19 protein-coding genes are annotated in these 22,095 nt (G+C 67.8%); 7 read left to right on the top strand and 12 right to left on the bottom strand.

From position 1 onward, the window contains the following. The first annotated feature begins 14 nt into the window (after positions 1-14). Positions 15-3,239: an efflux RND transporter permease subunit gene (locus tag IEQ11_RS21735; RefSeq protein ID WP_191822262.1), complete on the top strand. Its 3,225-nt coding sequence runs from the start codon at positions 15-17 to the stop codon at positions 3,237-3,239. 126 nt (positions 3,240-3,365) lie between these two features. Then, positions 3,366-4,262 (top strand): cation diffusion facilitator family transporter, encoded by an 897-nt coding sequence (locus IEQ11_RS21740; protein WP_191822208.1) that lies wholly within the window; start codon positions 3,366-3,368, stop codon positions 4,260-4,262. Positions 4,263-4,655: 393 nt separating this feature from the next. Here IEQ11_RS21740 and IEQ11_RS21745 read toward each other — a convergent pair whose 3' ends face one another. The 4 genes from IEQ11_RS21745 to IEQ11_RS21760 are packed head-to-tail and all read right to left on the bottom strand — an operon-like array spanning position 4,656 to position 8,079. Beyond that, on the bottom strand, positions 4,656-5,228 hold the full coding sequence (locus IEQ11_RS21745) for a hypothetical protein (RefSeq protein ID WP_228464713.1): 573 nt from the start codon (positions 5,226-5,228) through the stop codon (positions 4,656-4,658). 19 nt (positions 5,229-5,247) lie between these two features. Beyond that, entirely contained in the window at positions 5,248-7,431 is a 2,184-nt protein-coding gene (locus tag IEQ11_RS21750; protein WP_191822206.1) for a xanthine dehydrogenase family protein molybdopterin-binding subunit, read from the bottom strand. 31 nt (positions 7,432-7,462) lie between these two features. Beyond that, entirely contained in the window at positions 7,463-7,618 is a 156-nt protein-coding gene (locus IEQ11_RS21755) for a hypothetical protein (RefSeq protein ID WP_191822205.1), read from the bottom strand. A gap of 5 nt (positions 7,619-7,623) precedes the next feature. Next, the gene (locus tag IEQ11_RS21760) at positions 7,624-8,079 is read right to left on the bottom strand and encodes a (2Fe-2S)-binding protein (protein WP_191822204.1); all 456 of its coding nucleotides are present in this window, start codon (positions 8,077-8,079) and stop codon (positions 7,624-7,626) included. 352 nt (positions 8,080-8,431) lie between these two features. On the opposite strand from IEQ11_RS21760, the gene IEQ11_RS21765 reads away from it, so the two are divergent. Both IEQ11_RS21765 and IEQ11_RS21770 read left to right on the top strand, forming a co-directional pair. After that, complete coding sequence (locus IEQ11_RS21765; protein WP_191822203.1) at positions 8,432-9,454, top strand: XdhC family protein; 1,023 nt, start codon at positions 8,432-8,434, stop codon at positions 9,452-9,454. Further along, the gene (locus IEQ11_RS21770) at positions 9,451-10,086 is read left to right on the top strand and encodes a nucleotidyltransferase family protein (RefSeq protein ID WP_191822202.1); all 636 of its coding nucleotides are present in this window, start codon (positions 9,451-9,453) and stop codon (positions 10,084-10,086) included. Before IEQ11_RS21765 ends, IEQ11_RS21770 begins: the two co-directional genes overlap by 4 nt. A 436-nt stretch (positions 10,087-10,522) precedes the next feature. Here IEQ11_RS21770 and IEQ11_RS21775 read toward each other — a convergent pair whose 3' ends face one another. Further along, positions 10,523-10,738, bottom strand: coding sequence for a hypothetical protein (locus IEQ11_RS21775; protein WP_036114866.1), 216 nt, complete (start codon positions 10,736-10,738; stop codon positions 10,523-10,525). A 275-nt stretch (positions 10,739-11,013) separates the two neighbouring features. Beyond that, on the bottom strand, positions 11,014-11,916 hold the full coding sequence (locus IEQ11_RS21780) for a LysR family transcriptional regulator (RefSeq protein WP_191822201.1): 903 nt from the start codon (positions 11,914-11,916) through the stop codon (positions 11,014-11,016). A 98-nt stretch (positions 11,917-12,014) separates the two neighbouring features. Between IEQ11_RS21780 and IEQ11_RS21785 the strand changes: the two genes are divergently transcribed. Continuing rightward, on the top strand, positions 12,015-12,461 hold the full coding sequence (locus IEQ11_RS21785; RefSeq protein WP_191822200.1) for a carboxymuconolactone decarboxylase family protein: 447 nt from the start codon (positions 12,015-12,017) through the stop codon (positions 12,459-12,461). 303 nt (positions 12,462-12,764) lie between these two features. Further along, positions 12,765-12,968 (top strand): hypothetical protein, encoded by a 204-nt coding sequence (locus IEQ11_RS21790; RefSeq protein WP_247024639.1) that lies wholly within the window; start codon positions 12,765-12,767, stop codon positions 12,966-12,968. 426 nt (positions 12,969-13,394) lie between these two features. Here the strand turns inward: IEQ11_RS21790 and IEQ11_RS21795 are convergent, their stop codons facing one another. Continuing rightward, positions 13,395-14,204 (bottom strand): class I SAM-dependent methyltransferase, encoded by an 810-nt coding sequence (locus IEQ11_RS21795; protein WP_191822170.1) that lies wholly within the window; start codon positions 14,202-14,204, stop codon positions 13,395-13,397. A 327-nt stretch (positions 14,205-14,531) separates the two neighbouring features. Continuing rightward, on the bottom strand, positions 14,532-14,921 hold the full coding sequence (gene gloA2, locus IEQ11_RS21800; RefSeq protein WP_191822169.1) for an SMU1112c/YaeR family gloxylase I-like metalloprotein: 390 nt from the start codon (positions 14,919-14,921) through the stop codon (positions 14,532-14,534). Positions 14,922-15,027: 106 nt separating this feature from the next. On the opposite strand from gloA2, the gene IEQ11_RS21805 reads away from it, so the two are divergent. Further along, positions 15,028-15,312, top strand: coding sequence for a DUF4031 domain-containing protein (locus tag IEQ11_RS21805; RefSeq protein WP_036113610.1), 285 nt, complete (start codon positions 15,028-15,030; stop codon positions 15,310-15,312). Positions 15,313-15,353: 41 nt separating this feature from the next. Here the strand turns inward: IEQ11_RS21805 and IEQ11_RS21810 are convergent, their stop codons facing one another. The 4 genes from IEQ11_RS21810 to IEQ11_RS21825 all read right to left on the bottom strand — a co-directional run bounded on the left by IEQ11_RS21810 (position 15,354) and on the right by IEQ11_RS21825 (position 22,071). Then, positions 15,354-15,983 carry a LysE family translocator gene (locus IEQ11_RS21810; protein WP_191822168.1) on the bottom strand — a complete coding sequence of 210 codons (630 nt, stop codon included), beginning with the start codon at positions 15,981-15,983 and terminating at the stop codon, positions 15,354-15,356. A gap of 411 nt (positions 15,984-16,394) precedes the next feature. Then, the gene (locus tag IEQ11_RS21815) at positions 16,395-19,433 is read right to left on the bottom strand and encodes an autotransporter domain-containing protein (protein WP_228464707.1); all 3,039 of its coding nucleotides are present in this window, start codon (positions 19,431-19,433) and stop codon (positions 16,395-16,397) included. A gap of 458 nt (positions 19,434-19,891) precedes the next feature. Next, a complete protein-coding gene (locus IEQ11_RS21820) occupies positions 19,892-20,554 on the bottom strand; it encodes a response regulator (protein ID WP_036113556.1) in 663 nt (220 codons plus the stop codon). Next, a complete protein-coding gene (locus IEQ11_RS21825; RefSeq protein ID WP_191822166.1) occupies positions 20,551-22,071 on the bottom strand; it encodes a sensor histidine kinase in 1,521 nt (506 codons plus the stop codon). The genes IEQ11_RS21820 and IEQ11_RS21825 overlap by 4 nt, the downstream gene beginning before the upstream one ends. Between the last annotated feature and the right edge of the window lie 24 nt (positions 22,072-22,095).

Below are 22,095 nucleotides of genomic sequence, written 5' to 3' on the forward strand. Positions count from 1 at the left end.
CCACGCAACTCGGCCTGCTCGAACGCATCCTGCGCTTCGCGATCCGTCAGCGCTGGCTGATGCTCGCCTTGACCCTGGCGCTGATCGGCCTGGGCGTGTGGAGTTTCGGCAAGCTGCCGATCGACGCCACGCCCGACATCACCAATGTGCAGGTGCAGATCAACACCCAGGCGCCGGGCTATTCGCCGCTGGAATCCGAACAGCGCGTCACCTTCCCGATCGAAACCGCGCTGGCCGGCCTGCCCAAGCTCGACTACACCCGTTCGCTGTCGCGCTACGGCCTGTCGCAGGTCACCGTGGTGTTCAAGGACGGCACCGACCTGTACTTCGCCCGGCAACAGGTCGCCGAGCGATTGCAGCAGGTGAAGTCGCAGATTCCCGGCGGCCTGGAACCCGAACTCGGCCCGACCGCGACCGGCCTGGGCGAGATCTTCATGTACACAGTCGACGCCGATCCGAAGGCGCGCAAGCCCGACGGTTCGGCCTACACCGCGACCGACCTGCGCACGCTGCAGGATTGGGTGATCCGTCCGCAGCTGCGCAACACGCCCGGCGTCACCGAGGTCAACACCATCGGCGGCTACGCGCGGCAGATCCACATCACCCCCGATCCGGCGCGGCTGCGCGCGCTCAACCTGACCCAGCGCGACCTCGTCGCCGCGCTCGCGGCCAACAACCAGAACGTCGGCGCCGGTTACATCGAACGCAACGGCGAGCAGTTCCTGGTGCGCGTACCCGGACAGATCGCCAACCTCGACGCGATCGGCGAGATCGTGCTCGACCGCCGCGACGGCGTGCCGATCCGGGTGCGCGATGTCGCCAGCGTCGGCGAAGGCCCGGAACTGCGCAGCGGCGCGGCCACCCAGAACGGCCACGAAGTCGTGCTCGGCACGGTGTTCATGCTGGTCGGTTCCAACAGCCGCGAGGTCTCGCAGGCCGCGGCGGCCAAGCTCGAAGCGGCCAACGCGAGCCTGCCCAAGGGTGTGAGCGCGAATGCGGTGTACGACCGTACTTCGCTGGTCGATCGCACCATCGCCACGGTGTCGAAGAATCTGGTCGAAGGCGCGTTGCTGGTGGTGGTGGTGCTGTTCCTGTTGCTCGGCAATTTCCGCGCCGCACTGATCACCGCGGCGGTGATTCCGCTGGCGATGCTGTTCACCATCATCGGCATGGTCCGCGGCGGCGTGTCGGGCAATCTGATGAGCCTGGGCGCGCTCGACTTCGGCCTGATCGTCGACGGCGCGGTGATCATCATCGAGAACTGCCTGCGTCGTTTCGGCGAACAACAGCATCTGCTCGGCCGGCAGATGACCGACGACGAGCGCCACGACTTGACCGCATCGGCCACCGCCGAAGTGATCCGCCCCAGCCTGTTCGGCCTGGGCATCATCGCCGCGGTGTACCTGCCGATCTTCGCGCTCAGCGGCATCGAAGGAAAAATGTTCCACCCGATGGCGATCACCGTGGTGCTGGCGCTGACCGGCGCGATGCTGCTGTCGCTGACCTTCGTGCCGGCGGCGGTCGCGATCTTCCTCGGCGGCAAGGTCGCGGAGAAGGAAAACCGCGCGATGGCCTGGATCAAGCGCCGCTACGAGCCGACCCTGGCGTGGGCATTGCGCAGCCGCGCGATCGTCGTCGCCGGCACCGCCGCGCTGGTGATCTTCAGCGGCGCGTTGGCGATGCGCATGGGCACCGAGTTCGTCCCGAGCCTGGACGAAGGCGATGTCGCGGTGCAGGCCATGCGCATCCCCGGCACCAGCCTGACCCAGTCGGTGACGATGCAAAAGACCATGGAGCGCGCATTCCTGGCGATGCCCGAGGTCGAACGCGTCTTCAGCAAGATCGGCACCTCCGAGGTCGCCAGCGACCCGATGCCGCCGTCGGTCGCCGACACCTTCGTCATGCTCAAGCCGCGCAAGCAATGGCCCAATCCGAACAAAACCAAGGACGCGTTGACCGAGGAAATCGAATCCATCGCCGGCACCCTGCCCGGCAGCAACTTCGAGTTCACCCAGCCGATCCAGATGCGCACCAACGAGTTGATCTCCGGCGTGCGCGCCGACGTGGCGGTCAAGGTCTACGGCGACGATCTGCAGCAGTTGCTCAAGGTCGCGCGACAAATCGAAGCGGTGGCCAAACGGGTGCCCGGCGCGGCCGACGTCAAGACCGAACAGGTCACCGGCCTGCCGATGCTGAGCATCGAACCCGACCACCGCGCGCTGTCGGTGTACGGGCTCAACCCGGCCGCGGTGCAGGACACGGTGGCGACCGCGGTCGGCGGCGAAGTCGCCGGGCAGTTGTTCGAAGGCGACCGCCGCTTCGATCTGGTGGTGCGCCTGCCCGAGGCCTTGCGTCAGGACCCGGCCGCGCTCGAGGACCTGCCGATTCCGTTGCCGGCCGCCGGCGCCGATCGCGACGAATCCAGCCGCGACGCCACCTGGGCCACCGGCGCGCCGCGCACCGTGCCGCTGCGCGAAGTCGCCACGATCCGCTCGGTGCTCGGTCCGAATCAGATCAACCGCGAGAACGGCAAGCGCCGGATCGTGGTGACCGCGAACGTGCGCGATCGCGATCTGGGCGGTTTCGTCGGCGAGTTGCGGCAACGCATCGATGCGCAGGTGAAATTGCCGGAAGGGTATTGGATCGGCTACGGCGGCACCTTCGAGCAATTGATCTCGGCCAGCCAGCGCCTGGCGGTGGTGGTGCCGGTCACTCTGGTGCTGATCTTCGCCTTGTTGTTCATGGCGTTCGGCTCGGTCAAGGATGCGGCGATCGTGTTCAGCGGCGTGCCGCTGGCGCTGACCGGCGGGGTGATCGCGTTGGCGCTGCGCGGGATACCGCTGTCGATCTCGGCCGGCGTCGGTTTCATCGCGCTGTCGGGCGTGGCCGTGCTCAACGGCCTGGTGATGATCGCCTTCATCCGCAAGCTGCGCGAACAGGGCGACCCGCTCGACAACGCGATCGTCGACGGCGCGCTCGGCCGCCTGCGACCGGTGCTGATGACCGCGTTGGTGGCGTCCTTGGGCTTCATCCCGATGGCCTTCAATGTCGGCGCCGGCTCGGAAGTGCAGAGGCCGCTAGCGACGGTGGTGATCGGCGGCATCGTCTCCTCGACCCTGTTGACCCTGCTGGTGTTGCCGGTGCTGTACCGCTGGCTGCATCGCAACGATGCGCAGGAGCGCGAACTCGAATCGCGGCCTGCGTCCGATGCGGCCACGCAGGTTTCGCCCGCGCACTGATCCATCCACTGCGGACCGCCACCCGGCGGTCCGCTTCACTGGCGCGCCGCTCACGGGCGGTCGGATTCAATAAGCACTTCCATGAGCGCTCGCCCGCGCGGCGGCGCTCACAACCGGAGAAACGACATGGGCAGCGGGCACGACCACGGCACGACCGCGATCCGTCACGAACGTCCCCTGTGGTGGGCGCTGGGCCTGACCGGCGGCTTCCTGATCGCCGAAGTCGTCGGCGCCTTCCTCACCAACAGCCTGGCGCTGCTGTCGGACGCCGCGCACATGGGCACCGACACGCTCGCGCTGATGATCGCGCTGGCGGCGGTGCGCTTGAGCCGCAAACCCGCCGACGCCAAGCGCAGCTACGGCTACGTGCGCATGGAAGCGATGGGCGCGATGGTCAACGGGCTGATGCTGTTCGCGGTCGCCGGCTACATCCTGTGGGAAGCAGTCGGCCGTTTCAGCCAGCCGCCGCAGGTCGCGACCACCGGCATGCTGGCGATCGCCTCGCTCGGACTGGCGATCAACCTGGTCGCGATGCGCCTGCTCAAGGCCGGCAGCGGCGAAAGTCTGAACATGAAGGGCGCGTATCTGGAGGTGTGGAGCGACATGCTCGGCTCGGTCGCGGTGATCGCCGGCGCGATCGTGATCCGCTTCACCGGCTGGACCGTGATCGACCCGATCCTCGCCGTGCTGATCGGCCTGTGGGTGCTGCCGCGCACCTGGACCCTGCTGCGCGAAGCCGGCAACGTGCTGATGGAAGGCGTGCCCAAGGGCATCGACCTGGAGGCGGTGCGCCGCTTGCTGACCACGACCCCGGGCGTGGTCGACGTGCACGACCTGCACGTGTGGTCGCTGGAATCGAGCACGCCGGCGATGACCGCGCATCTGATGATCGCCGATGGCGTGGACGGCGAGGCGCTGCGGCGCGAACTGAGCGCAGCGCTGGACGAGCGGTTCGAGATCGAGCATTGCACCTTGCAGATCGAGACCACGAGCTGCGGCGAGGCTTGCGACGTCTCGCATTGAACACCCGCTTGCCGCGGATATTCGCTATCTCCCTGTAGGAGCGGCGCGAGCCGCGACCGCGACACCTCGGCTACGACGCAGGCCAAGCCGCAAGCCGTTCAACATGCTTGCAACATCGTGGTCGCGTCGTAATCGAAGTGTCGCGGTCGCGGCTCGCGCCGCTCCTACAGGGGCTTCGACACACGTCTTCCACGGCTATTTTCCCTCTCCCGCTCGCGGGAGAGGGCTAGGGTGAGGGGATGAGCGCCGCAGGCGCGAATGCTGTTGCAGGTACCTTCAACGTAGTCGCGACCGTAGCAATACCTTGCCGCGAAACCCTCACCCCAACCCCTCTCCCGCAAGCGGGAGAGGGGCTTCAAGGCTCAGCGCTGCCTCACAATCCTCAGCGCACCATCACGACGCCGGACACGGCCCATCCGCCTGCGCCCAAGTCTTGAACGCCTCCACGAATTCCGGATGCGGCACCGACACCGGCTTGCGCTCGCCGCCGGGTTCCCAGCCCCACAGCACCAGCTTGTCTTCGCTGACGTGCTTGATCAACGCGGCGAAATCGCGGCCGCCGTTGCTGCGTTTGTCCTTGATCATCTCGCACAGCTTCGGCGCCGGCAGGCCGATCCAGGCCATCTTGTGGTCCGGCGGCGGCAGCGCCCAATGCGGCGCGCCCGGCGGCGCGTTGACGCCGTAACTCGTCGGCAGATTGGCTTCGCCGTGACAAGTCGAACACGGCAGGCCGGCCGCGCCCTTGCCGTCGGGACCGCGCACCACGCCCATCGCGTGCGGAATGCCGGCATCGAACTGCAAGGGCTGATCGCCGGGAATATGGCAGTTCTGGCAGCGCGGATGCTGGAACACTTTCTGCACCGTCGCGAACGCGGCGATGGCTTTATCGCGTTGCTCGGGCGTGACTTTGGAACCGCCGCACGCGCTCAAGCTCAAGGCGGCCAGCACGGTCAAAACGATAGGCATACGTCGCATCGTCGTCTCCTCAGGCCGGCAGCCGCAGCGGCAGCTCGCGCAGCCGCTGCTGGGTGAGCGCATACACCGCGTTGGCCACCGCCGCCGCGACCGGCGCGGTGCCGGGCTCGCCGGCGCCGCCCATCTTCTCGGTGCTCGGCACGATGTGCACTTCGATCTGCGGCGCTTCGTCCAGCCGCAGCACGCGGTAGTCGTGGTAGTTCGATTCCTGCACCCGGCCGTCCTTGAAACTCAGCGCGCTGTGCAGCGCCGCGCCCAGACCGAAGTTGATCCCCGATTCCATCTGCGCATGCACGCCGTCGGGATTGACCGCGATCCCGCAATCGATCGCGCAGAAGAACTTGTGCACGCGAATGCCCTTGCCGCCGCCGGGCTGGTCGACCAGCGACACCTCGGCGACCTGGGCGATGTAGCTGCCGAAGGACTCATGCACCGCGACGCCGCGGCCGCGTCCGGCTTCGAGCTTGGAACCCCAGCGCGACTTGTCGGCGACCAAGTCCAGCGCCGCAAGATGACGCGGATGATCCTTCAACAAAGCACGCCGGTATTCGACCGGGTCCTTGCCCGCCGCATACGCCAGCTCGTCGACCAGGCTCTCCATCACGAACGCGTTGTAGCTGTGGCCGACCGAACGCCACCACAGCACCGGAATACCGGTCCGCGGCGAATGCAGATCGACGCGGAAATCCTTGAGCCCGGTGATGTACGGAGAATCGGCCACGCCCTCGACCGAGGTCGCGTCGATGCCGTTCTTGACCATCATCGGTTCGAACGGCGTGCCCGCGGTGATCGACTGCCCGACCAGCACGTGCTCCCACGCGATAGGCAGGCCCTGCGCGTCCAGGCCGATGCGCGCGCGTTGCAGGTACATCGGCCGGTAATAACCGCCGCGCACGTCGTCCTCGCGCGACCACACCGTCTTGACCGGTTTGCCGGCGGCCTTGGCCACATGCACCGCTTCGGTCACGAAGTCCGAAGTCGGCGTGGCGCGACGGCCGAAACCGCCGCCGAGGAACATGGTGTGGATGCGCACCTGTTCGGGCTTGAGCCCGGTGATTTGGGCGGCGACCTTCTGATCCACGGTCTGGAACTGGGTGCCGGTCCAGACATCGCAACCGTCGGCGTCGATCTTGACCGTGCAGTTCAACGGCTCCATCGGCGAATGCGCGAGGTAGGGCACGTTGTATTCGGCTTCAAGGGTCTTGGCGGCTTTCGCCAGCGCGCCCTTGACGTCGCCGGCCTGGCCGGCGACCGCGCCCGGCGTCGCGGCGAGCGCGCGGAATTGTTCGCGCAGCTTGACCGTATCCAGGCCGGCGTTCGGGCCGAGATCCCAATCGACCACCAAGGCATCGCGGCCCTGCTTGGCCGCCCAATAGTGATCGGCGATCACCGCCACGCCGCTGGGCACCTGCACCACGTCGCGAACACCCGCTATTGCCTTGGCCTTGCTCGCGTCGAAGGATTTGACCGAACCTCCGAACACCGGCGAGCGCGCGACCACCGCGGTCAGCAGGCCCTCGAACTGCACGTCCATGCCGAACTTGGCCTTGCCGGTGATCTTTTCCGGCCCGTCCAGACGCTTGGTCGACTTGCCGATGATCTTCCAGTCCTTGGCGTCCTTGAGCGGCAGCGGCGCCTTCGGCGGCGGCAGCTTGGCCGCGTCGAGCGCGAGTTCGCCGTAGCGCGCGCGCTTGTCGCCGGCGATGGCCACGCCGTTCTCGGTGCGCACCTGATCGACCGGCACGCCGAAGCGCTGCGCCGCCGCGGCGACCAGCAAGGCGCGCGCGGTGGCGCCGGCCTGGCGGTAGCGATCGAACTCCGACCAGGTGCTGGTCGAACCGCCGGTCATCTGCATGCCGAACGCGGTGTGCGCGTAGGCCTGCGCCGCCGGCGCGTGTTCGACCTTGATCGTGGCCCAGTCGGCATCGAGTTCCTCGGCGATCAACATCGCCAGGCCCGTCCAGATGCCCTGGCCCATTTCCGAATGCGACAGCAACACGGTGACGCTGTCGTCGCTGCCCACGCGCAGGAACGCGTTCGGCGCGAACGGTTGCGCGGCCGCCGCGGCGGCGGCGGGATCGGCCTGGGCGAAGCGGCTCGCCGCTGGCAGCACGAACCCGACCACGAGTCCTGAGCCGATCAGCGCGCCGGTCTTGAGAAATTGCCGGCGGGAATTCGATGGCACGGCGTTCACGGGAACCTCCGTTGCAAAGGGGGACGGCGCGCTAGCGGCGCCGGTTCAAGTCGATGGCCGCGGCGTTCGCGCGCGGCTCGTATTCGTGCGGCGTGCGTTTATGCAGGCCGATGCCGATCGACAGCGCGCCATCGCCGCACGCGGCGTCGCCGCCGCCGCGGGAATGCGCGATCGCGATCGCACCCACGCCGCTCACGCCTTGCCGATCTCGGCCGCGCGCTTCACCGCCGCGCGGATGCGCGGATAGGTGCCGCAGCGGCAGATGTTGCCGGACAGGGCTTGATCGATATCGGTATCGGTCGGCGCGGGGATCTTGGTCAGTAGCGCCGCCGCCGACATGATCTGGCCGGACTGGCAGTAGCCGCACTGGACCACGTCGATCTCGGCCCAGGCGCGCTGCACCGGGTGGCTGCCGTCCTTCGACAGGCCCTCGATGGTGGTGATCTGATTGCCTTCCACGCTCGCGACCGGGGTCACGCAGGCGCGCCGCGGCGAGCCGTCGACATGCACCGTGCAGGCGCCGCATTGGGCGATGCCGCAACCGAACTTGGTGCCGGTCAGCTGCATCAGGTCGCGCAGGACCCACAGCAGCGGCATGTCCGGCGGAGCGGCGACCTCGTGTTCGGTGCCGTTGACGTTGAGCTTCATTGGATCCCTCGCGGCGGCTGGGGTGATCCGAGCGTACTCCTGGTGTGGCGCTCAGGCTAGCTAGCGGCACTACGACTTTCGCACTGCGTTACCGCTGTCGATGGGGCCGCAATTGCACGATCCTCCTGGCTTGCGAGCGGCTTGGGCTATCGCGCACGACACGCGAACGCACCGGGCATCGACGCGCGTTCGCTATCAGTCCGAATCAGTCCGAACCGTTCGCGCACTCGCGCGCGATCGCGCCGGCTTGCCCAAATCGCCACGCCGCGCCGCCGGCCGCGACCGGCGCATGCGTTTTTTCTCCGCGATCGCTCTAGACTCGAATCATCCACCGCTCACGAGGCGCACCGCGATGGCCGATTCGCCTGAACCTCCCACCGCGACGCGGACCGCGCCCGGCGGGGCGCGCGCGGTGGTCGAAGCCAGCGCCGCCGCGGCGACGCGCGGCGATCCGGCCACCCTGGCGGTGGTGCTGGAAACCGAGGGCTCGACCTACGTGCGGCCCGGCGCGCTGGCCCTGTTCGGCGCGCGCGACGGCCAGGTCGGCTGGCTCAGCGGCGGCTGCATCGAACCCGATATCGAACTGCGCGCGGCCGAAACCGCCGCGTCGCGGGGCATCGAATGGATGGACATCGACACCCGCAGCGACGAGGACCTGTTCGCCGGTTCCGCGGTCGGCTGCCGCGGCCGTCTGCGCCTGGCGTTGTTGCCGCTGGCCGCGCTTGAGGGGTGGCCGGCGTTGATCGACGAATGGCGGCGCGGCCACGGCGACCTGCGCCTGGACATTCGCAGCACCGGCGCGGTGACCGCCGCGGTCGGCGACGAACGCATGCGCTGGACCGTGCCGGTCACCTCCCTGCCGTGGCCGATCGACGGCGGCGCCCACTGGACCTTGGACATCGCCACGCCGCCGTCGGTGCTGGTGTTCGGCGCCGGCCCGGAAACTCCGTCCCTGCTGCCGCTGCTGCGCACGCTGGGCTGGACCACCACCCTGGTCGAACGCCGCCCGCGCTGGTCCGGCCTGGGCGCGCTGGCCGACCACGCGCTCGCGCGCAGTCCCGCGCAGGCGCTGGCGATGGCGCGACCGCACGACGCGGCCTTGGTCATGCACCATCATTTCGAACTCGACCGCGAAGCGCTGGAGCATCTGGCCGAAAGCATCAGCGGCCAGGCGATCGGTTTCGTCGGCCTGCTCGGCCCGCAGCGCCGGCGCGAGGACTTGTTCCGGGTGTTGCCGGCGTCGGCGGGTGTCTCGCTGCTACCGCGCCTGCATTCGCCGATCGGCCTCAAGCTCGGCGGCGAAGGTCCCGAAGCGATCGCGCTGAGCATCGCCGCGCAATTGCACAGCCATCGCCACGCGCAACCGCCCGCATGACCCGCGCCGCCGCGTCGCACGCCGCCGTGGTGCTCGCCGCCGGCGCCAGTCGGCGCCTGGGCCGGCCCAAGCAACTGCTGACCCGCGACGGCGAAACCCTGTTGCACCGCGCGGCGCGATTGGCCTCGGCCAGCGGCGCGCTGCGCAGCGTGGTCGTGCTCGGCGCGCGCCGCGAAGCGATGCAGGCGGCCGTGGCCGGGCTGGACGTGGAGTGCGTGTTCAATCCCGACTGGGAGCAGGGTTTATCGAGCAGTCTGCGCGCGGCCGCGCGCGCGCTCGAGGATTTCGACGGCCCGGTGCTGGTGCTGGGTTGCGATCAACCGGCCCTCGACGGCGCTCACCTGAGCACGCTGATCGCGGGCGCGTCATGGTCGCCCGGCGCCTGCGCGGCGACCGTGCATGGCGGCGCGCTGGGCATCCCGGCGTTGATTCCAGCGGCGTTGTGGCGGCAGAGCACCGGCCTGCACGGCGACCGCGGCTTCGGCGCTGCGCTGGCGCGGCAGCTGCCCGGCGCGGTCTGGCGGCTGCAGGCGCCGGAGTTGGAGTGGGACCTGGATACGCCGGCCGATGTGGCGGTGGCGATCGAGCGCGGTTGGATCGATCCGGATCAGGCTGCGGTGCTGGGCGTGTAGGTGCTGCGTGGGCGGGAATCGCGACGCATGCGGATTTTCACGGCTACAGACGGCACCCGCTTGCCGCGCCGGCTATTCCCTCTCCCGCTTGCGGGAGAGGGCTAGGGTGAGGGAATGAGCGCCGAAGGCGCGAATGCCGCTGCATTCGCGTTTTGATGCTTTAGCCCTTGCAGCAACACCTCGCCTCGCCCCTCACCCCAACCCCGCTCCCGCACGCGGGAGAGGGGCTTCAAATGCTCGACGCAACCTCGCCGAAACGCGCATACGGCGCATCTCACCCGAAAGGGTCGAAGGGTCGAAGGGTCGAAGGGTCGAAGGGTCGAAAATGGTCAATCAGACCGACGCAGCCGCGACAGCTTTTCGCCCCGCCCTTTGGAGGCCCGCGCCGCCCGGCCGGACATCCTGTCAGCCGGGCGGCGCAAACCGCACGCCAGCCCTAGGGAACCAGCGTGCCAAACACGGGCTGCGACTCCGCATCGTAGATCCGCAGCCACAGGCCCTTGGGCGCATGCATGGCGTACTTGCGGGCCTGCGGCAGCACAGCGCGCAACGCCGCTTCGGCGCTGCGGTATTCCTTCTGGATTTCGGCCATCGCCACGGCCAGCGCGCTGTCGTCGCTGCCGTCACGCTGCTTCAGTTCGACGCGAAACATGGATCCATCCTTGTAAAAGTTCAGCCGGCCCGGTCTGGGGGATTGCCCGCCTCGTGGCGGATCTATGACTCGGTGGTGCCGTCGGAGCGTCTAAAAGATGCGTGTTGCGTGAACAGGAAACCGTCGTCGGAACGCCTGTAAGCGTGTAGGAATTTTCCTAATCTGATGTGCCTGACGTCACAAGTTCAGAAAACACCAGTGGACTTGGCATGGCATTTGTTCATATGGACCTGCTTCACGGATGAAATATTCCGCCGTGAGTACACACCGCCGCGCTAACCCCGGCCGTCGAACATCGGCTGCAAGGCCGCCAGCCCCTCGCGCAGGGCATCGGCGAAGACCCGCATGCGCTCGGTGCGACGCAGGTCGGGGTGGCTGAGCAGCCACAGATCGGCCGCCAGCCCGGCCACCGGATCGCCCACCCGCGCCAGACGCCGCTCGGCGTCGCCCAGATAGCACGGCAGCACGGTCAGCCCCATCCCGCAGGCGGCCGCGTCGCGCAGCGCGATCAGGCTGTTGGCGCTGAACACCGTGCGCCGGTCGTACTGCTTGTGCCGCAGCCATTGGGCCATGCCGATATGGGCCAGATTGCCGTCGGGCACCAGCCAGTCGTAATCGGCCAGATCGTCCGGCCGGGCGCCGCGCGGCAGCCGCAGCGAACGCGGGCGGTAAATCCCGGTGGCCATGCGCGCGACCTTGCGCCCGATCAGGCCCTCCGGCGGCTTGCCGCCCGGGCGCAGGGCCAGGTCGGCCTCGCGCCGGCTCAGGTCGCGCACCGCGTTGTCGGTGATCAGCTCCAGCACGATGCCCGGATGGTCGCCGCGAAACCGCGCCAGCAACGGCGGCAGCACGCCGTACAGCAAGGGCTCGACCGTGGTCAGCCGGACCTTGCCGCTCGGCCGCGCGTCCAGGCCGGCCAGGCGGCGTTCGGTCGCGGCGATCCGGGTTTCGATCTCGGCCGCGACCGCGATGACCTCCTCGCCGGTCGGGGTCGGCGCGTAACCCGCGCGCGCGCGTTCGAACAAGCGCGCGCCGAGGCTGCGTTCGATCGCGTTGATCCGGCGGAACACGGTCGGATGGCTGACCGTCAGCAACTTGGCCGCGCCGTTGAGCGATCCGGCGCGGCCGACCGCGAGCACGAAGCGATAATCGTCCCAGGCCAGCGCTTGTTCATTCATGCAATCTCGCCTTGCATTCTTGGCGGAATGTATTTCAACGATGAACATCCTAACCTGCCGGCCTCGCGTCGCACGACGCCCCTGCCGAGGAACTCCCGATGTCCGCCCGCCTCGATTACAACGCCATCGACCCGCAAGGCACCCGCGCGCTGGCCGGCCTGAGCCAGCACGTCGGCGACAGTTCGCTGGAAGCGTCGTTGATCGATCTGGTCAACGTGCGCGTGTCGCAGCTCAACGGCTGCGCTTACTGCATCCGCCTGCATACGGAGGAAGCGGTGGAGCGCGGCGAAAGCCATCGCCGTCTGCATCTGCTGCGGGCGTGGCCGGAAGGTCCGTTCACCGAGCGCGAACGCGCCGCGCTGGCCTGGGCCGATGCGATCACCCTGGTCAGTCAGGCGCCGGTATCGGACGAGGTGTATGCACGGGCGCGGGGGCAGTTCAGCGATGCGGATCTGGTGGCGTTGACGCATGCGGCGATCGCGATGAACGCGTGGAATCGGTTGGGGATCGCGTTTCGCAAGCCGGATCCGGCGTTGGCGGGATGAGTGTGGTGGCGTTCGGCGATGTTCATGGCGGATGCGAGTAGTCGACGTTGCCGCGTGTTCTACCTGTAGGAGCGGCGCGAGCCGCGACCGCGGGAATTCGGCTACGACGCAGGTTGCGACGTTGTCGTCATGGCGCGGTCGCGGCTCGCGCCGCTCCTACAGGCAGGCCATGTGGCTTTTGCTCGGGCCTGAAGCCGCGCAGTTCACCCAGCGCTGCGAAGCTCGGAACTCGCGAGAACAAAAGCACACCCGTAGGGCGGCGCACATGGATGTGCGCCGTGCGCCACCGGGACAGGATGTCCCGTGTGGCGCATGCCCGCGTCTGCACCGCACGCGCGGGCCTTTGATTCACAAAAAAGCATTTTTCTTTGGTTACCTTTCTTTTGTTGCTTTAGACAAAAGAAAGTGACCCGCCGCTTCAGCGGCGGAACGCTTTTGATCCTGCTTGCAGCTTTAAAGGCTTTAAAGGCTTCAAAGCTTCAAAGCTTTGAAGCTTTGAAGCTCTAGAGCTTTTGAAGCCAGAGGCAAGATCAACAGCTTTCGTCCGCAAGCGGCCGAGTTACTTTCTTTTGTCAAAAGCGACAAAAGAAAGGTAACCAAAGAAAAACGCTTTTCTTTGAATCAAGGGCCCGCAAGTGCGGTGCTTGCGCAGGCATTCGCCACACGGGACATCCTTGTCCCGGTGGCGCACGGCGTGCATCCTGCACGCCGCCCTTCGGGTGTCCCGTTGCTAACGCGAGTTCCAAGCGTCGCAGCGCTGGAGGTGAAATCTGGAATCAGGCGCAAGCGAAGGGCAAAAGGCGCAAGGCATTGTCGGGGGCAACAGCCGAGGCCACGGCAACAATAGCAATAGCAATAGCAATAGCGGTTAGGTCATTGCGCAAGGCATGTCGCGACAAAATTTCGTGAGACCAAGCCGATCGCCGGCTCGATTCAGAACCGATACCTCACCACCCGCCCAAGACTGCGCAGCCACCGCGAACGCCCATACAACTTGAACAACCAACGCTGCGCCCACGGCAACGCCTGCATTTCCGGCAGTTGCGCATAGTCCGGTTCGTCGACGAACTGCAGGCGCGGATGCCAGGTTTCCAGTTCCGCCGCGCCGGCCGGTCCCCATTCGCCGATGCGCGCCTGGGTCGCGCGGATCATCCGCGCGTTGCGCAACACACGCAGCGCGAGCCGGCCGTAGACGTCGCACAGCAACTGACCGCCCTGCGGGAAACGCTCGATCAGGCGCCGCATCAGTTCGCGCGCGCGGTATTCGTCCAGATACGGAAACAGGCCCTCGGCGATCACCAGCACCGGGCGCTGGTTGTCGAGTTTCTCGATCCAGTCCGGCTCCATCACGTTGGTCGCCAAGGTGCGGTAACGGCCCAGCCGCTGCGGCAGCAGGTCGCGGCGCAACTGGATCACTGGCGGGAAGTCGATGTCGATCCAGTCCACGTCCAGGCCCGGGTCGACCCGGAACACGCGCGCGTCCAGGCCGCAGGCCAGGTGCAGCACCAGGGTGTCGGGGCGCGATTGCAGCGCGGCGCGGGTCCAGTTGTCGATGATGCGCGAGCGCAGCGCCAGGCCGCGGATGTCGTAGTCGCTCAGGCCGAAGCGTTCGAAGTCGTAGTCGATGCGGCGGATCAGGTCGTCGGCCAAGGCGTCGTGCAGGATCGACGGCGTGGCCCGGTTGTCCATGGCCTTCGCGTACAAGGTGATCAGCAAGGTTTCCTGACTGCCTTCCAGGCGCATCGAACACTCCGGCTACAAGATGGGCGGCGTCCACCGCGGCAACGCGGCGCCAGTGTGCGACCGGCCGCGTGATGCCGAAGCGTAGAGGCCGGTCGGCGCCGACTCGGGCCAGTTCAGGCCGATGCCCGGCCTAAGCGCGCGTTTGCCGCGTCGTCGGAACGGACGACCAGCATCGGTACCTCGCGCCGGGAACGCGCGGAGGATGCGTGGCGCAGGCTGATCGCCCCGCTCTACGCGCCTCTCGTCGTCCCAGCCGCCGGCCGCGCCTGGCCGCCGCATCGGCGCGCCTGTCGTTTCCCCGCGGCGGATTCACGCGCCCGCAGGCCGTCATTCGCGCTCGTAGAACTCGATCGGCAAGCCATCGGGATCGGCGAAGAAGGTGTAGCGGCGCCCGGTGTATTCGTCGATGCGCACGTCCTCGACCGCGATCGCCTGCGCCTTGAGTTCGGCCACGCAGGTGTCGATGTCGGCGACCGCGAAGGCCAGGTGGCGCAGGCCGCAGGCTTCCGGATAGGACGGCCGCGGCGGCGGATCGGGGAACGAGAACAGCTCCAGCTGGCCGCCGTCGGGCAGGGCCAGATCGAGCTTGTAGGAGCCGCGCGCCTCGCGATAGACCTCGGCGAGGACGCGCAGGCCCAGCACCTGGGTGTAGAACCGCTTGGAGCGCGGGTAATCCGAACAGATCAGCGCGACGTGGTGGATGCTCGACAGGTGCATGGCGCGTCCGGCGAGCGGCGGGGGTTCGCTCGCGACACCGCGATTGTCGGATACTGGGCCGGCCCTGTCGCGGATGCATCGTGCGACGCCCGTCTTGGAGAACCGCGTGACCGTGTACGTCGACGATGCCGTCTGGCCCTGGCGCGGCGAGCGCTGGGCGCATCTCATGGCCGATACGCTCGATGAGCTGCACGAGTTCGCACAACGCCTGGGCCGGCCGCGGGTGTCGTTCCAGAACAAGCTCAGCGGCTGCCATTACGACGTCACCGCGCAGATGCGCGAACGCGCGCTGGCGCTGGGCGCGGTCGCGATCTCGCGGCACCGCGATCGGGCGCAGGTGCGCGCGATCATCCAGCGCGCGCGCGATCAGGCCGCCGGCCTGGCGCCTTAAGCGACGCGCTCGGCGGCGCGCCATAAACAACCCGCACCCGCTCAGCGGCGCGCGTCGACCGCCATGCGCACGGCCAGCGCCGACAACACGCCTCCCATGACCCAACGCTGCGCGGCGACCCAACGCGGCCGTCCGGCCAGGAAATTCGCGATCCCGCCGGCGCCGGCCACGATCAGCGCATTGACCCCGACGCTGATCGCGATCTGCAGGCTGCCCAGCGCTAGCGACTGCAGCATCACGCTCTTGTGCGGGTCGATGAACTGCGGCAGCAGCGCGAGGTAGAACATCGCGACCTTGGGATTGAGCAGGCTGGTCAGCAGGCCCATCACGAACAAGCGGCGCGGGCTGTCGACCGGCAGGTCGCGGACCTGGAACGGCGAGCGGCCGCCGGGGCGGATCGCCTGCCAGGCCATCCACAGCAGATAGGCCGCGCCGCCGATGCGCAAGGCGTCGTAGGCGTAAGGCACCGCGAACAACAGCGCGGTGATGCCGAAGGCGGCGGCGAACAGATAGAAGAAGAAGCCCACGCCGACCCCGGCCAGCGAGGTCAGCCCGGCCTTGCGGCCTTGGCAGATCGAACGCGAGACGAGGTAGACCATGTTCGGGCCGGGGGTCAGGACCATGACCAGGGCCAAGCCGGCGAAGGCCAGTAACGCCGAAAGCTCGAACATGTTTGTTTCTCCTGGTGATGGGGCAGCGCGCGGAGCTTGATAGCGCCCATCATCGCCGAATGCATGCCATCGGATAAGCGACAGCGTCTGCAACGCTGTGGTGTTGAATGGGACGGCTTTGGAGTTGGGATCGTAGGGACTGGAGCGAAAAGCGAATCCCCCTGTCCCCTTTTCCAAAGGGACGGGATGGGACGCTGCGGCAAAGCCCGACCAAGACTGTAGACACTCCGAACCGGCACGCGATTAAAGGCAACCCATCACAGCAATATCGCGACCCGTCCCTTTGAAAAAGGGGGGCCAGGGGGATTTGCTCTTATCCACAAGAACAAGCGCCCCAAAAAAAAGCCGCGACGGCCAAAACCGTCGCGGCTTCCTCATCGCTCAACTTCCGCCCGAAACCGGGCACCAACCTCAGAACCGCAACGAATACCGCGCGTTGATCCCGTGATCGTGCGCCTCATCGGCGATCTGACCGCTGTAGTTCAACTCCAGCAAGCCATTGGCGCTCAAGCGCGCGGCGATGCCGGCTTCGAGCAAGGTCGCGTCGTCGGCCAACGGTGCGCCCTGCACGGTGAACGCATTGGCGCCGCGCCAGGCGACCGAGGTCTCCGGGCTCAGATCGCCGGTGGCATGGCGACGGCCCAGGCCGCCGCGCAGGCTCAACCAGCTGTCGTCCTGCTGCGAACCCTTGAGGTTGACGTTGAAGCGCAGGCCCACGGTCGACAGATTGACCCGGTTGTCGGCGCCGCGGCCGGTCAGCGCGGCGGCGCCGCCGGTTTCCTGGAACCCGTCGCTGCTCACCCGCACCTGGGCGAACTGCGCATACGGTTCGAACTCCCAGGCGCCGGCATTGAAGCGATAACCGCCTTCGACGAAGCCCTGCTTGCTGTCGGCGTCGTACGACGCGCGGGTGCGGTCGCTGAAACCGTTGAAGCCGATGCGGCGTTCCAGGTCGACGTCCTGACGGGCGAAGGTGAAGCCCGCGCTCAGGCCGAAGCCGCCCCAGTTCTGGCCGGTGTAAATACCGATGTGACGGCTCTTGACCCGGCCCTTGTCGAGACGGTCGTCGTTGCTGTCGCTGCGGCCGGTACCGCCGAGCACGCCGATGCGCCAGCCGCCGTCGAAGCGGTAGTCGTAACCGACCAGGGTCACCGAACCGTTGTACTCGTTGCGCGCGGCATTGCCGTCGCCGTCGAGGGTGCCGCCGGACTTGATCAGCTCGACCCACGCGCCCTGCGAGGATTCGCCGTCGGCATCGGCGGCGAACGCGCCGCGTCCGGCGCGCGCGCGCACCAGCGCCGCATCGCGGATGTGGCGCTGATCGTCGACCATGATCGAACGCAGGCTGGCATGGCCTTCGCCGCTGAGCGAATCCAGCGCCGCGACCGCCTGGGCCGGGAACAACTGGGTCAACGGCTGCGGAATGCCTTGGCCGATCGCGAGTTGATCGGCCGCGGCCGCCGCCGCGCGCTGATTGTCGGTCTGCGCCGCCGATGCGAGGCTCGCGCCGCGGGTCACCGCCACGCCGACCTGGTTGGCCGCGTAGCTCAGGCCGAACTTGAGGAACGGCGAGAACGCGGTCTGATCGAGCGCGGCGAACTGGCCGCTGACGCCGCCGTCGGCGCTGAGCAGATTGAACGACTGACCGAGCAGGTACTGGCCCGGCGCGTGATGCACGACCAAGGTACCGCCCTCCAGCGTCGCCTTGCCGCTGACGCTGATCAGATCGGACTGGCCGCCGGCCGACAGTTCGGCGTCGTAGATCGAGCCGGCCGCCTGGGTGTAGTCGCCCTGCACGCTCAAGGTACCGATCGAATTGCCCGGCGAGACCACGCCTTCGATGCGCGCGTTGCCGACGATGCGGCCGCTGCCGGCGAGGATGCCGCCGCTGCGCACCGCCAGGGTCTGATCGCTGCTCAGGCTGCCGTTGACGATCAACGCGCCGCCGGTGACTTCCGCCGCATACGTGTTGTTGCCGGTCAGTTCGAGCACGCCCTGCCGCACGGTCAGGCCGGCGAAGTCGTTGTTGCCGCTCAGACGCAGCCAGCCCACGCCGGACTTGGTCAAGCGGCCGGGGCCGCCGATGTCGTTGCGCCAGTCGTCCCAGGCCGCGCCTTCCCACACCTTGGCGCCGCCGGCGCGCTGGTTCATCACCACGTCGGTGTCCACGCGCAACTGGCCCGGCCCGTCGATGGCCTTCTTCAGATCGAGCATGCCCCAGCCGTAGATATCGTCCACGCCCGGCGCGCCGATGTCGGTCGCGGTGGTCAGCAGCACATCGCGCACCTGCGCGCTGCTCAGGTACGGGAAGCGTTCGAACAACAGGCCGAGCGCACCGGTGACGTGCGGCGCGGCCATCGAGGTGCCGGTGAGCAGGCCGTAATCGTACTCGGGCGCTTCGTTGTCGATCAGGAAACGCAGGTAGTCGTCGGTTTCATCGATACGTCCGTCGATGCGGCCGGCGATGATGGTGCTGTCGATGTCGGTGCCCGGCGCGGACACACACCAGTCCTTGCTGAAACCGCAGATGCTCGAACTTTCGTCGATGACGTAGCCTTCCTCGCCTTCGCCCGGCAGACGCACATTGGCGACGCTGAGCCAGTACGGCTCGATTTCCTTGTGCCAGCGCGGCAGCGTCGCGGCGATGCTGGCCAGACCACCGGCCTGGTTGCCGGCCGCCCACACCTGGATCAGATCGGACGCGGGCTTGCCGTCCTTGGGCTGATAGATGCTGGCGAACACTTCGTAGCCCGCCCCTTGCTGCGCGTAGTACGCCTCAAGCTGCGCCTCGGTGGTGTTGCGGCGGGTCGGGCCCCAACTGTGGTTGATCGCGCGCGTGCCCAGTGCCCGCGCCTGATCGAACATGCTTTCGGTGGCGGGATCTTCCGGGTCGGTGCGGTACAGCGGGCGCGGGCGGTAGAAACCATCGGGGTCGAGACGCCATTCGCTGTAGGTATCGCCGAACACGGTCGCGGCGGTGAGATCGGCGCCGAACGCGACACCGTGCGTGCCGGTGCCGTCGCGGTTCGCGCCGATGGTGCCGGCGACGTGGGTGCCGTGTTCTTCATACACGAAGCCATACGGCAAGCCCGCGGCGATCAGGCGCGCGGCCAGCGCCGGCGGCACGCCCGGGCCGAGACCGTAGTACGACTTGCCCGGGCGGTCGCCGCGGGTCGCGCCGCAAGCGCCCAGGCCGGCCACCACCGACGGATCGGCGCACTCGGGATCGTTGCTCAGCGCGATGCTGGTGGTGTTGCGGCCGGAAAATTCCGGATGCGCGAGCGCGGTGCCCGAGTCGAACAGGCCCAGGCGTACGCCCTTGCCGGTGAGGCCGCGCGCGTAGGCATAGTGGGCGTTGATCGCTTCCAGGCCCCAGTCGCGCTTGAATTCCTCGCTGCGCCAGCTGTCGGCATCGCCGACCTGGCCCATCGTGTCCTGCGCGAAAACCATCGGCGAAGCGGCCAGCAGGCCGCCGACAATCGCCAACGAAAGAAGAGAACGGGTATGCGTGCGGAGCGTGCGCGGTTGAATGCGCGTAGCGCGGGTAGTGCCTTGCATCTGTCGATGAACCCCTGTCATGTCGAAGGCGCCGTGGGTCGGCGCCGGCAATGGCTCGATGCGCGTGTCGGCATCGTTGCTGCGTGGATCGCTAGGGCGACCTCTGTAATAACTAACGCAGCTTCACCATCGGCTCCCTACCTCGAGAGCGCGCATTCGTTGCATGACTTTCGACGCTTGCGGGCGATGCACGCGAGCGCGCGAACACTTTGCCCAATCTGTCTTTTGGCGAAAAACCCGCGAAAATCCGGGTTTTCGCGATCGTCTCGAACGCATCGACGATCGGGCTCATCGCGACGGCGACAACAACGCACGCGCGTCATTATCGAATCGGCGACGCGCGCGCGCGCTCACAGCCCGTCGTCGGCCTCGCCCGTCATCAATCCGCGTCGCCAAGCGAACGCGACCGCCTCGGTGCGATCGGCCAGATGCAGCTTGGCCAGCACATTGCCCAGATGCGACTTGACCGTCTTCTCGCCGATGTTGAGCGCCGCGGCGATGCGCGCGTTGCTGCCGCCTTCGGCGAGCTTGCGCAGCACGTCGAGCTCGCGCTCGGTCAGGCAGGCGAACGGGTCCTCGCGCGGTTCGCGCTTGCGCCGCACCGCCTTGAGGATGCGCTGGGCGACGAAGGGATGGATCACCGCCTCGCCGCCGGCGATGCGGCGCAAGGTCGCGAGCAGTTCGTCGCCGAGCATGCTCTTGAACAGCAGCGACTGCGCGCCGGCCTCGATCGCGGCGAAGGCCAGATCGTCCTGATCGGTCGAGGTCAGCACCGCGATCGCGCTGCGCGGGCTCAGGCTCTTGATCGCGCGGATCGCGGTGACGCCGTCGACGTCGGGCATCATCAGGTCGATTACGATCAGGTCCGGCGCCAGATCGCGCGCCAGCTCGATCGCCTCGGCGCCGCCGCCGGCCTCGCCGACCACGTCGAAATCGTCGGTCAGCATCAGCAGGCTGCGGATGCCCTTGCGCACCACTTCATGATCGTCGACCAACAACACCGAGGTGGTCATGCGTGTACTCCTTGCGGCGGGTCGAGCGTGAACGACACCGTGACCACGGTGCCGCTGGAGGAACTGGCGATGCGGAAACGTCCGCCCGGCAAGGTGCGCGCGCGCAGGCGCATGTTGGCCAGGCCCATGCCGGTGGTTTCGTGCTCGCTGAGCATGAAGCCGCAACCGTCGTCCTGGATGGTCCAGCCGTAGCGGTTGCCGGAATTGTTGAGCACCACCTCGATCCGGCGCGCACCGCTGTGGCGCAGGCTGTTGGAGGCGGCCTCGGTGGCGATCAGCAGCAACTGCCCGGCATGCTGCGGATACTCGCCCAGGCCGCGTTCGGCGACCCCGTCGAGCAACAACCGCCATTCGATCTCGCTGCCGCCGAGCAGATGCGAGAAGGTGTCTTCCAGCGCCTTGCGCAGCCCTTGCTCGGCCACGGTCGGCGCCGAGAAACGCTGGATCACGTCGGCCAGATCGCGCTGCAACTGTCCGGTCAGGCCGAGCGCGGCCTTGATCAGCGCGCGCTGGCGCGGGTCGCCGCCCTGGCCCTCGCCTTCGCCGGCGCGTTCGTTGAGATGATCGAGCACGCTCAATTGCAGCCCCAGCGCGAAACTGCGCTGCTTGGCGGTGTCGTGCAGATCGCGCGCCAGGCGGTTGCGTTCCTCGGCCACCGCCAGCGCCTGGCGCACCTGGATCACCTCGCCCAGCGCATCGGCCATGCGATCGAACCGCTGCGACAAGCGGCCGAATTCGTCCAGGCCGCTGTCGTGGATGCGCGCGTCCAGCTCGCCCGCGGCCCAGGCATCGGCGGCGCTTTCGGCGTGACGGATGCGCCGGGTCAGCAAGGTCGCCACCGCGACCGCCGACATCGCGCTGATCACCACCAGATAGATCATCAACCCTTCGAACGCGCCCGAATCCATGCGCATGAAGCTCGCCAGCGAACCGCCGGCATGCTGGCCGACGCTCAAGGTCGCGCCGGGCCGATCGGCCAGCGGCAAGGCGACCACGCTGATCCAGTCGCCCTCTCGCTCGTGCCGGCGCGGCACCGCGGCGCGGGTGGTCGCGGCTTCGTGTTCGCTGTCTTCCAGCACCTGTTGCAGCGGCGCGCTGGGCCGCGCCGGGAACTGGCAGACCCGGCCGTCGCGATCGCGGTAGCGGATCGCGATGCGGCCGTCGGCGGTGCCGCCGGCGAAGCTGTAGGAGGCCATCCACTTGGGCGAATCCATGCCGACGATCCGCACCAGCAGCGCCTGCATCAGCGCCTCGCACTGCGCCGGCGCGACCCGGCTCTGCTCGGGCAGCGGGCCCAGACCTTGCAGTTCGCGCCGCATCGCGCTTTCCAGCAGCGGCGGCGCCATGTGCGCGCGCACCTCGCGGCGCTCCAGGTACAGGCCGAGCAGGGACAACAGGCCGGTGCTGACCCACGAGGCGATCAGCATCGACAGCAGGCATTTCCAGAACAGCCCGCTCCACCAGCGCCTTACCGGCGCGCGTGCGGCAGGCGTCGGGCGTGCGGCGGTGTCGTTCATGCGCTCAGTATTCCAGTTTCCGCG

Origin of the sequence: Lysobacter capsici, assembly GCF_014779555.2 — a bacterium.
GTDB lineage: Bacteria > Pseudomonadota > Gammaproteobacteria > Xanthomonadales > Xanthomonadaceae > Lysobacter > Lysobacter capsici.

Excerpts from the sequence above, each read along its gene's own strand:
- IEQ11_RS21740 (WP_191822208.1), top strand. The coding sequence starts at position 3,366 with ATGGGCAGCGGGCACGACCACGGCACGACCGCGATCCGTCACGAACGT.
- IEQ11_RS21745 (WP_228464713.1), bottom strand. The coding sequence starts at position 5,228 with ATGCCTATCGTTTTGACCGTGCTGGCCGCCTTGAGCTTGAGCGCGTGC.
- IEQ11_RS21760 (WP_191822204.1), bottom strand. The coding sequence starts at position 8,079 with ATGAAGCTCAACGTCAACGGCACCGAACACGAGGTCGCCGCTCCGCCG.
- IEQ11_RS21765 (WP_191822203.1), top strand. The coding sequence starts at position 8,432 with ATGGCCGATTCGCCTGAACCTCCCACCGCGACGCGGACCGCGCCCGGC.
- IEQ11_RS21770 (WP_191822202.1), top strand. The coding sequence starts at position 9,451 with ATGACCCGCGCCGCCGCGTCGCACGCCGCCGTGGTGCTCGCCGCCGGC.
- IEQ11_RS21775 (WP_036114866.1), bottom strand. The coding sequence starts at position 10,738 with ATGTTTCGCGTCGAACTGAAGCAGCGTGACGGCAGCGACGACAGCGCG.
- IEQ11_RS21780 (WP_191822201.1), bottom strand. The coding sequence starts at position 11,916 with ATGAATGAACAAGCGCTGGCCTGGGACGATTATCGCTTCGTGCTCGCG.
- IEQ11_RS21785 (WP_191822200.1), top strand. The coding sequence starts at position 12,015 with ATGTCCGCCCGCCTCGATTACAACGCCATCGACCCGCAAGGCACCCGC.
- IEQ11_RS21795 (WP_191822170.1), bottom strand. The coding sequence starts at position 14,204 with ATGCGCCTGGAAGGCAGTCAGGAAACCTTGCTGATCACCTTGTACGCG.
- gloA2 (WP_191822169.1), bottom strand. The coding sequence starts at position 14,921 with ATGCACCTGTCGAGCATCCACCACGTCGCGCTGATCTGTTCGGATTAC.
- IEQ11_RS21810 (WP_191822168.1), bottom strand. The coding sequence starts at position 15,983 with ATGTTCGAGCTTTCGGCGTTACTGGCCTTCGCCGGCTTGGCCCTGGTC.
- IEQ11_RS21815 (WP_228464707.1), bottom strand. The coding sequence starts at position 19,433 with ATGGTTTTCGCGCAGGACACGATGGGCCAGGTCGGCGATGCCGACAGC.
- IEQ11_RS21820 (WP_036113556.1), bottom strand. The coding sequence starts at position 20,554 with ATGACCACCTCGGTGTTGTTGGTCGACGATCATGAAGTGGTGCGCAAG.
- IEQ11_RS21825 (WP_191822166.1), bottom strand. The coding sequence starts at position 22,071 with ATGAACGACACCGCCGCACGCCCGACGCCTGCCGCACGCGCGCCGGTA.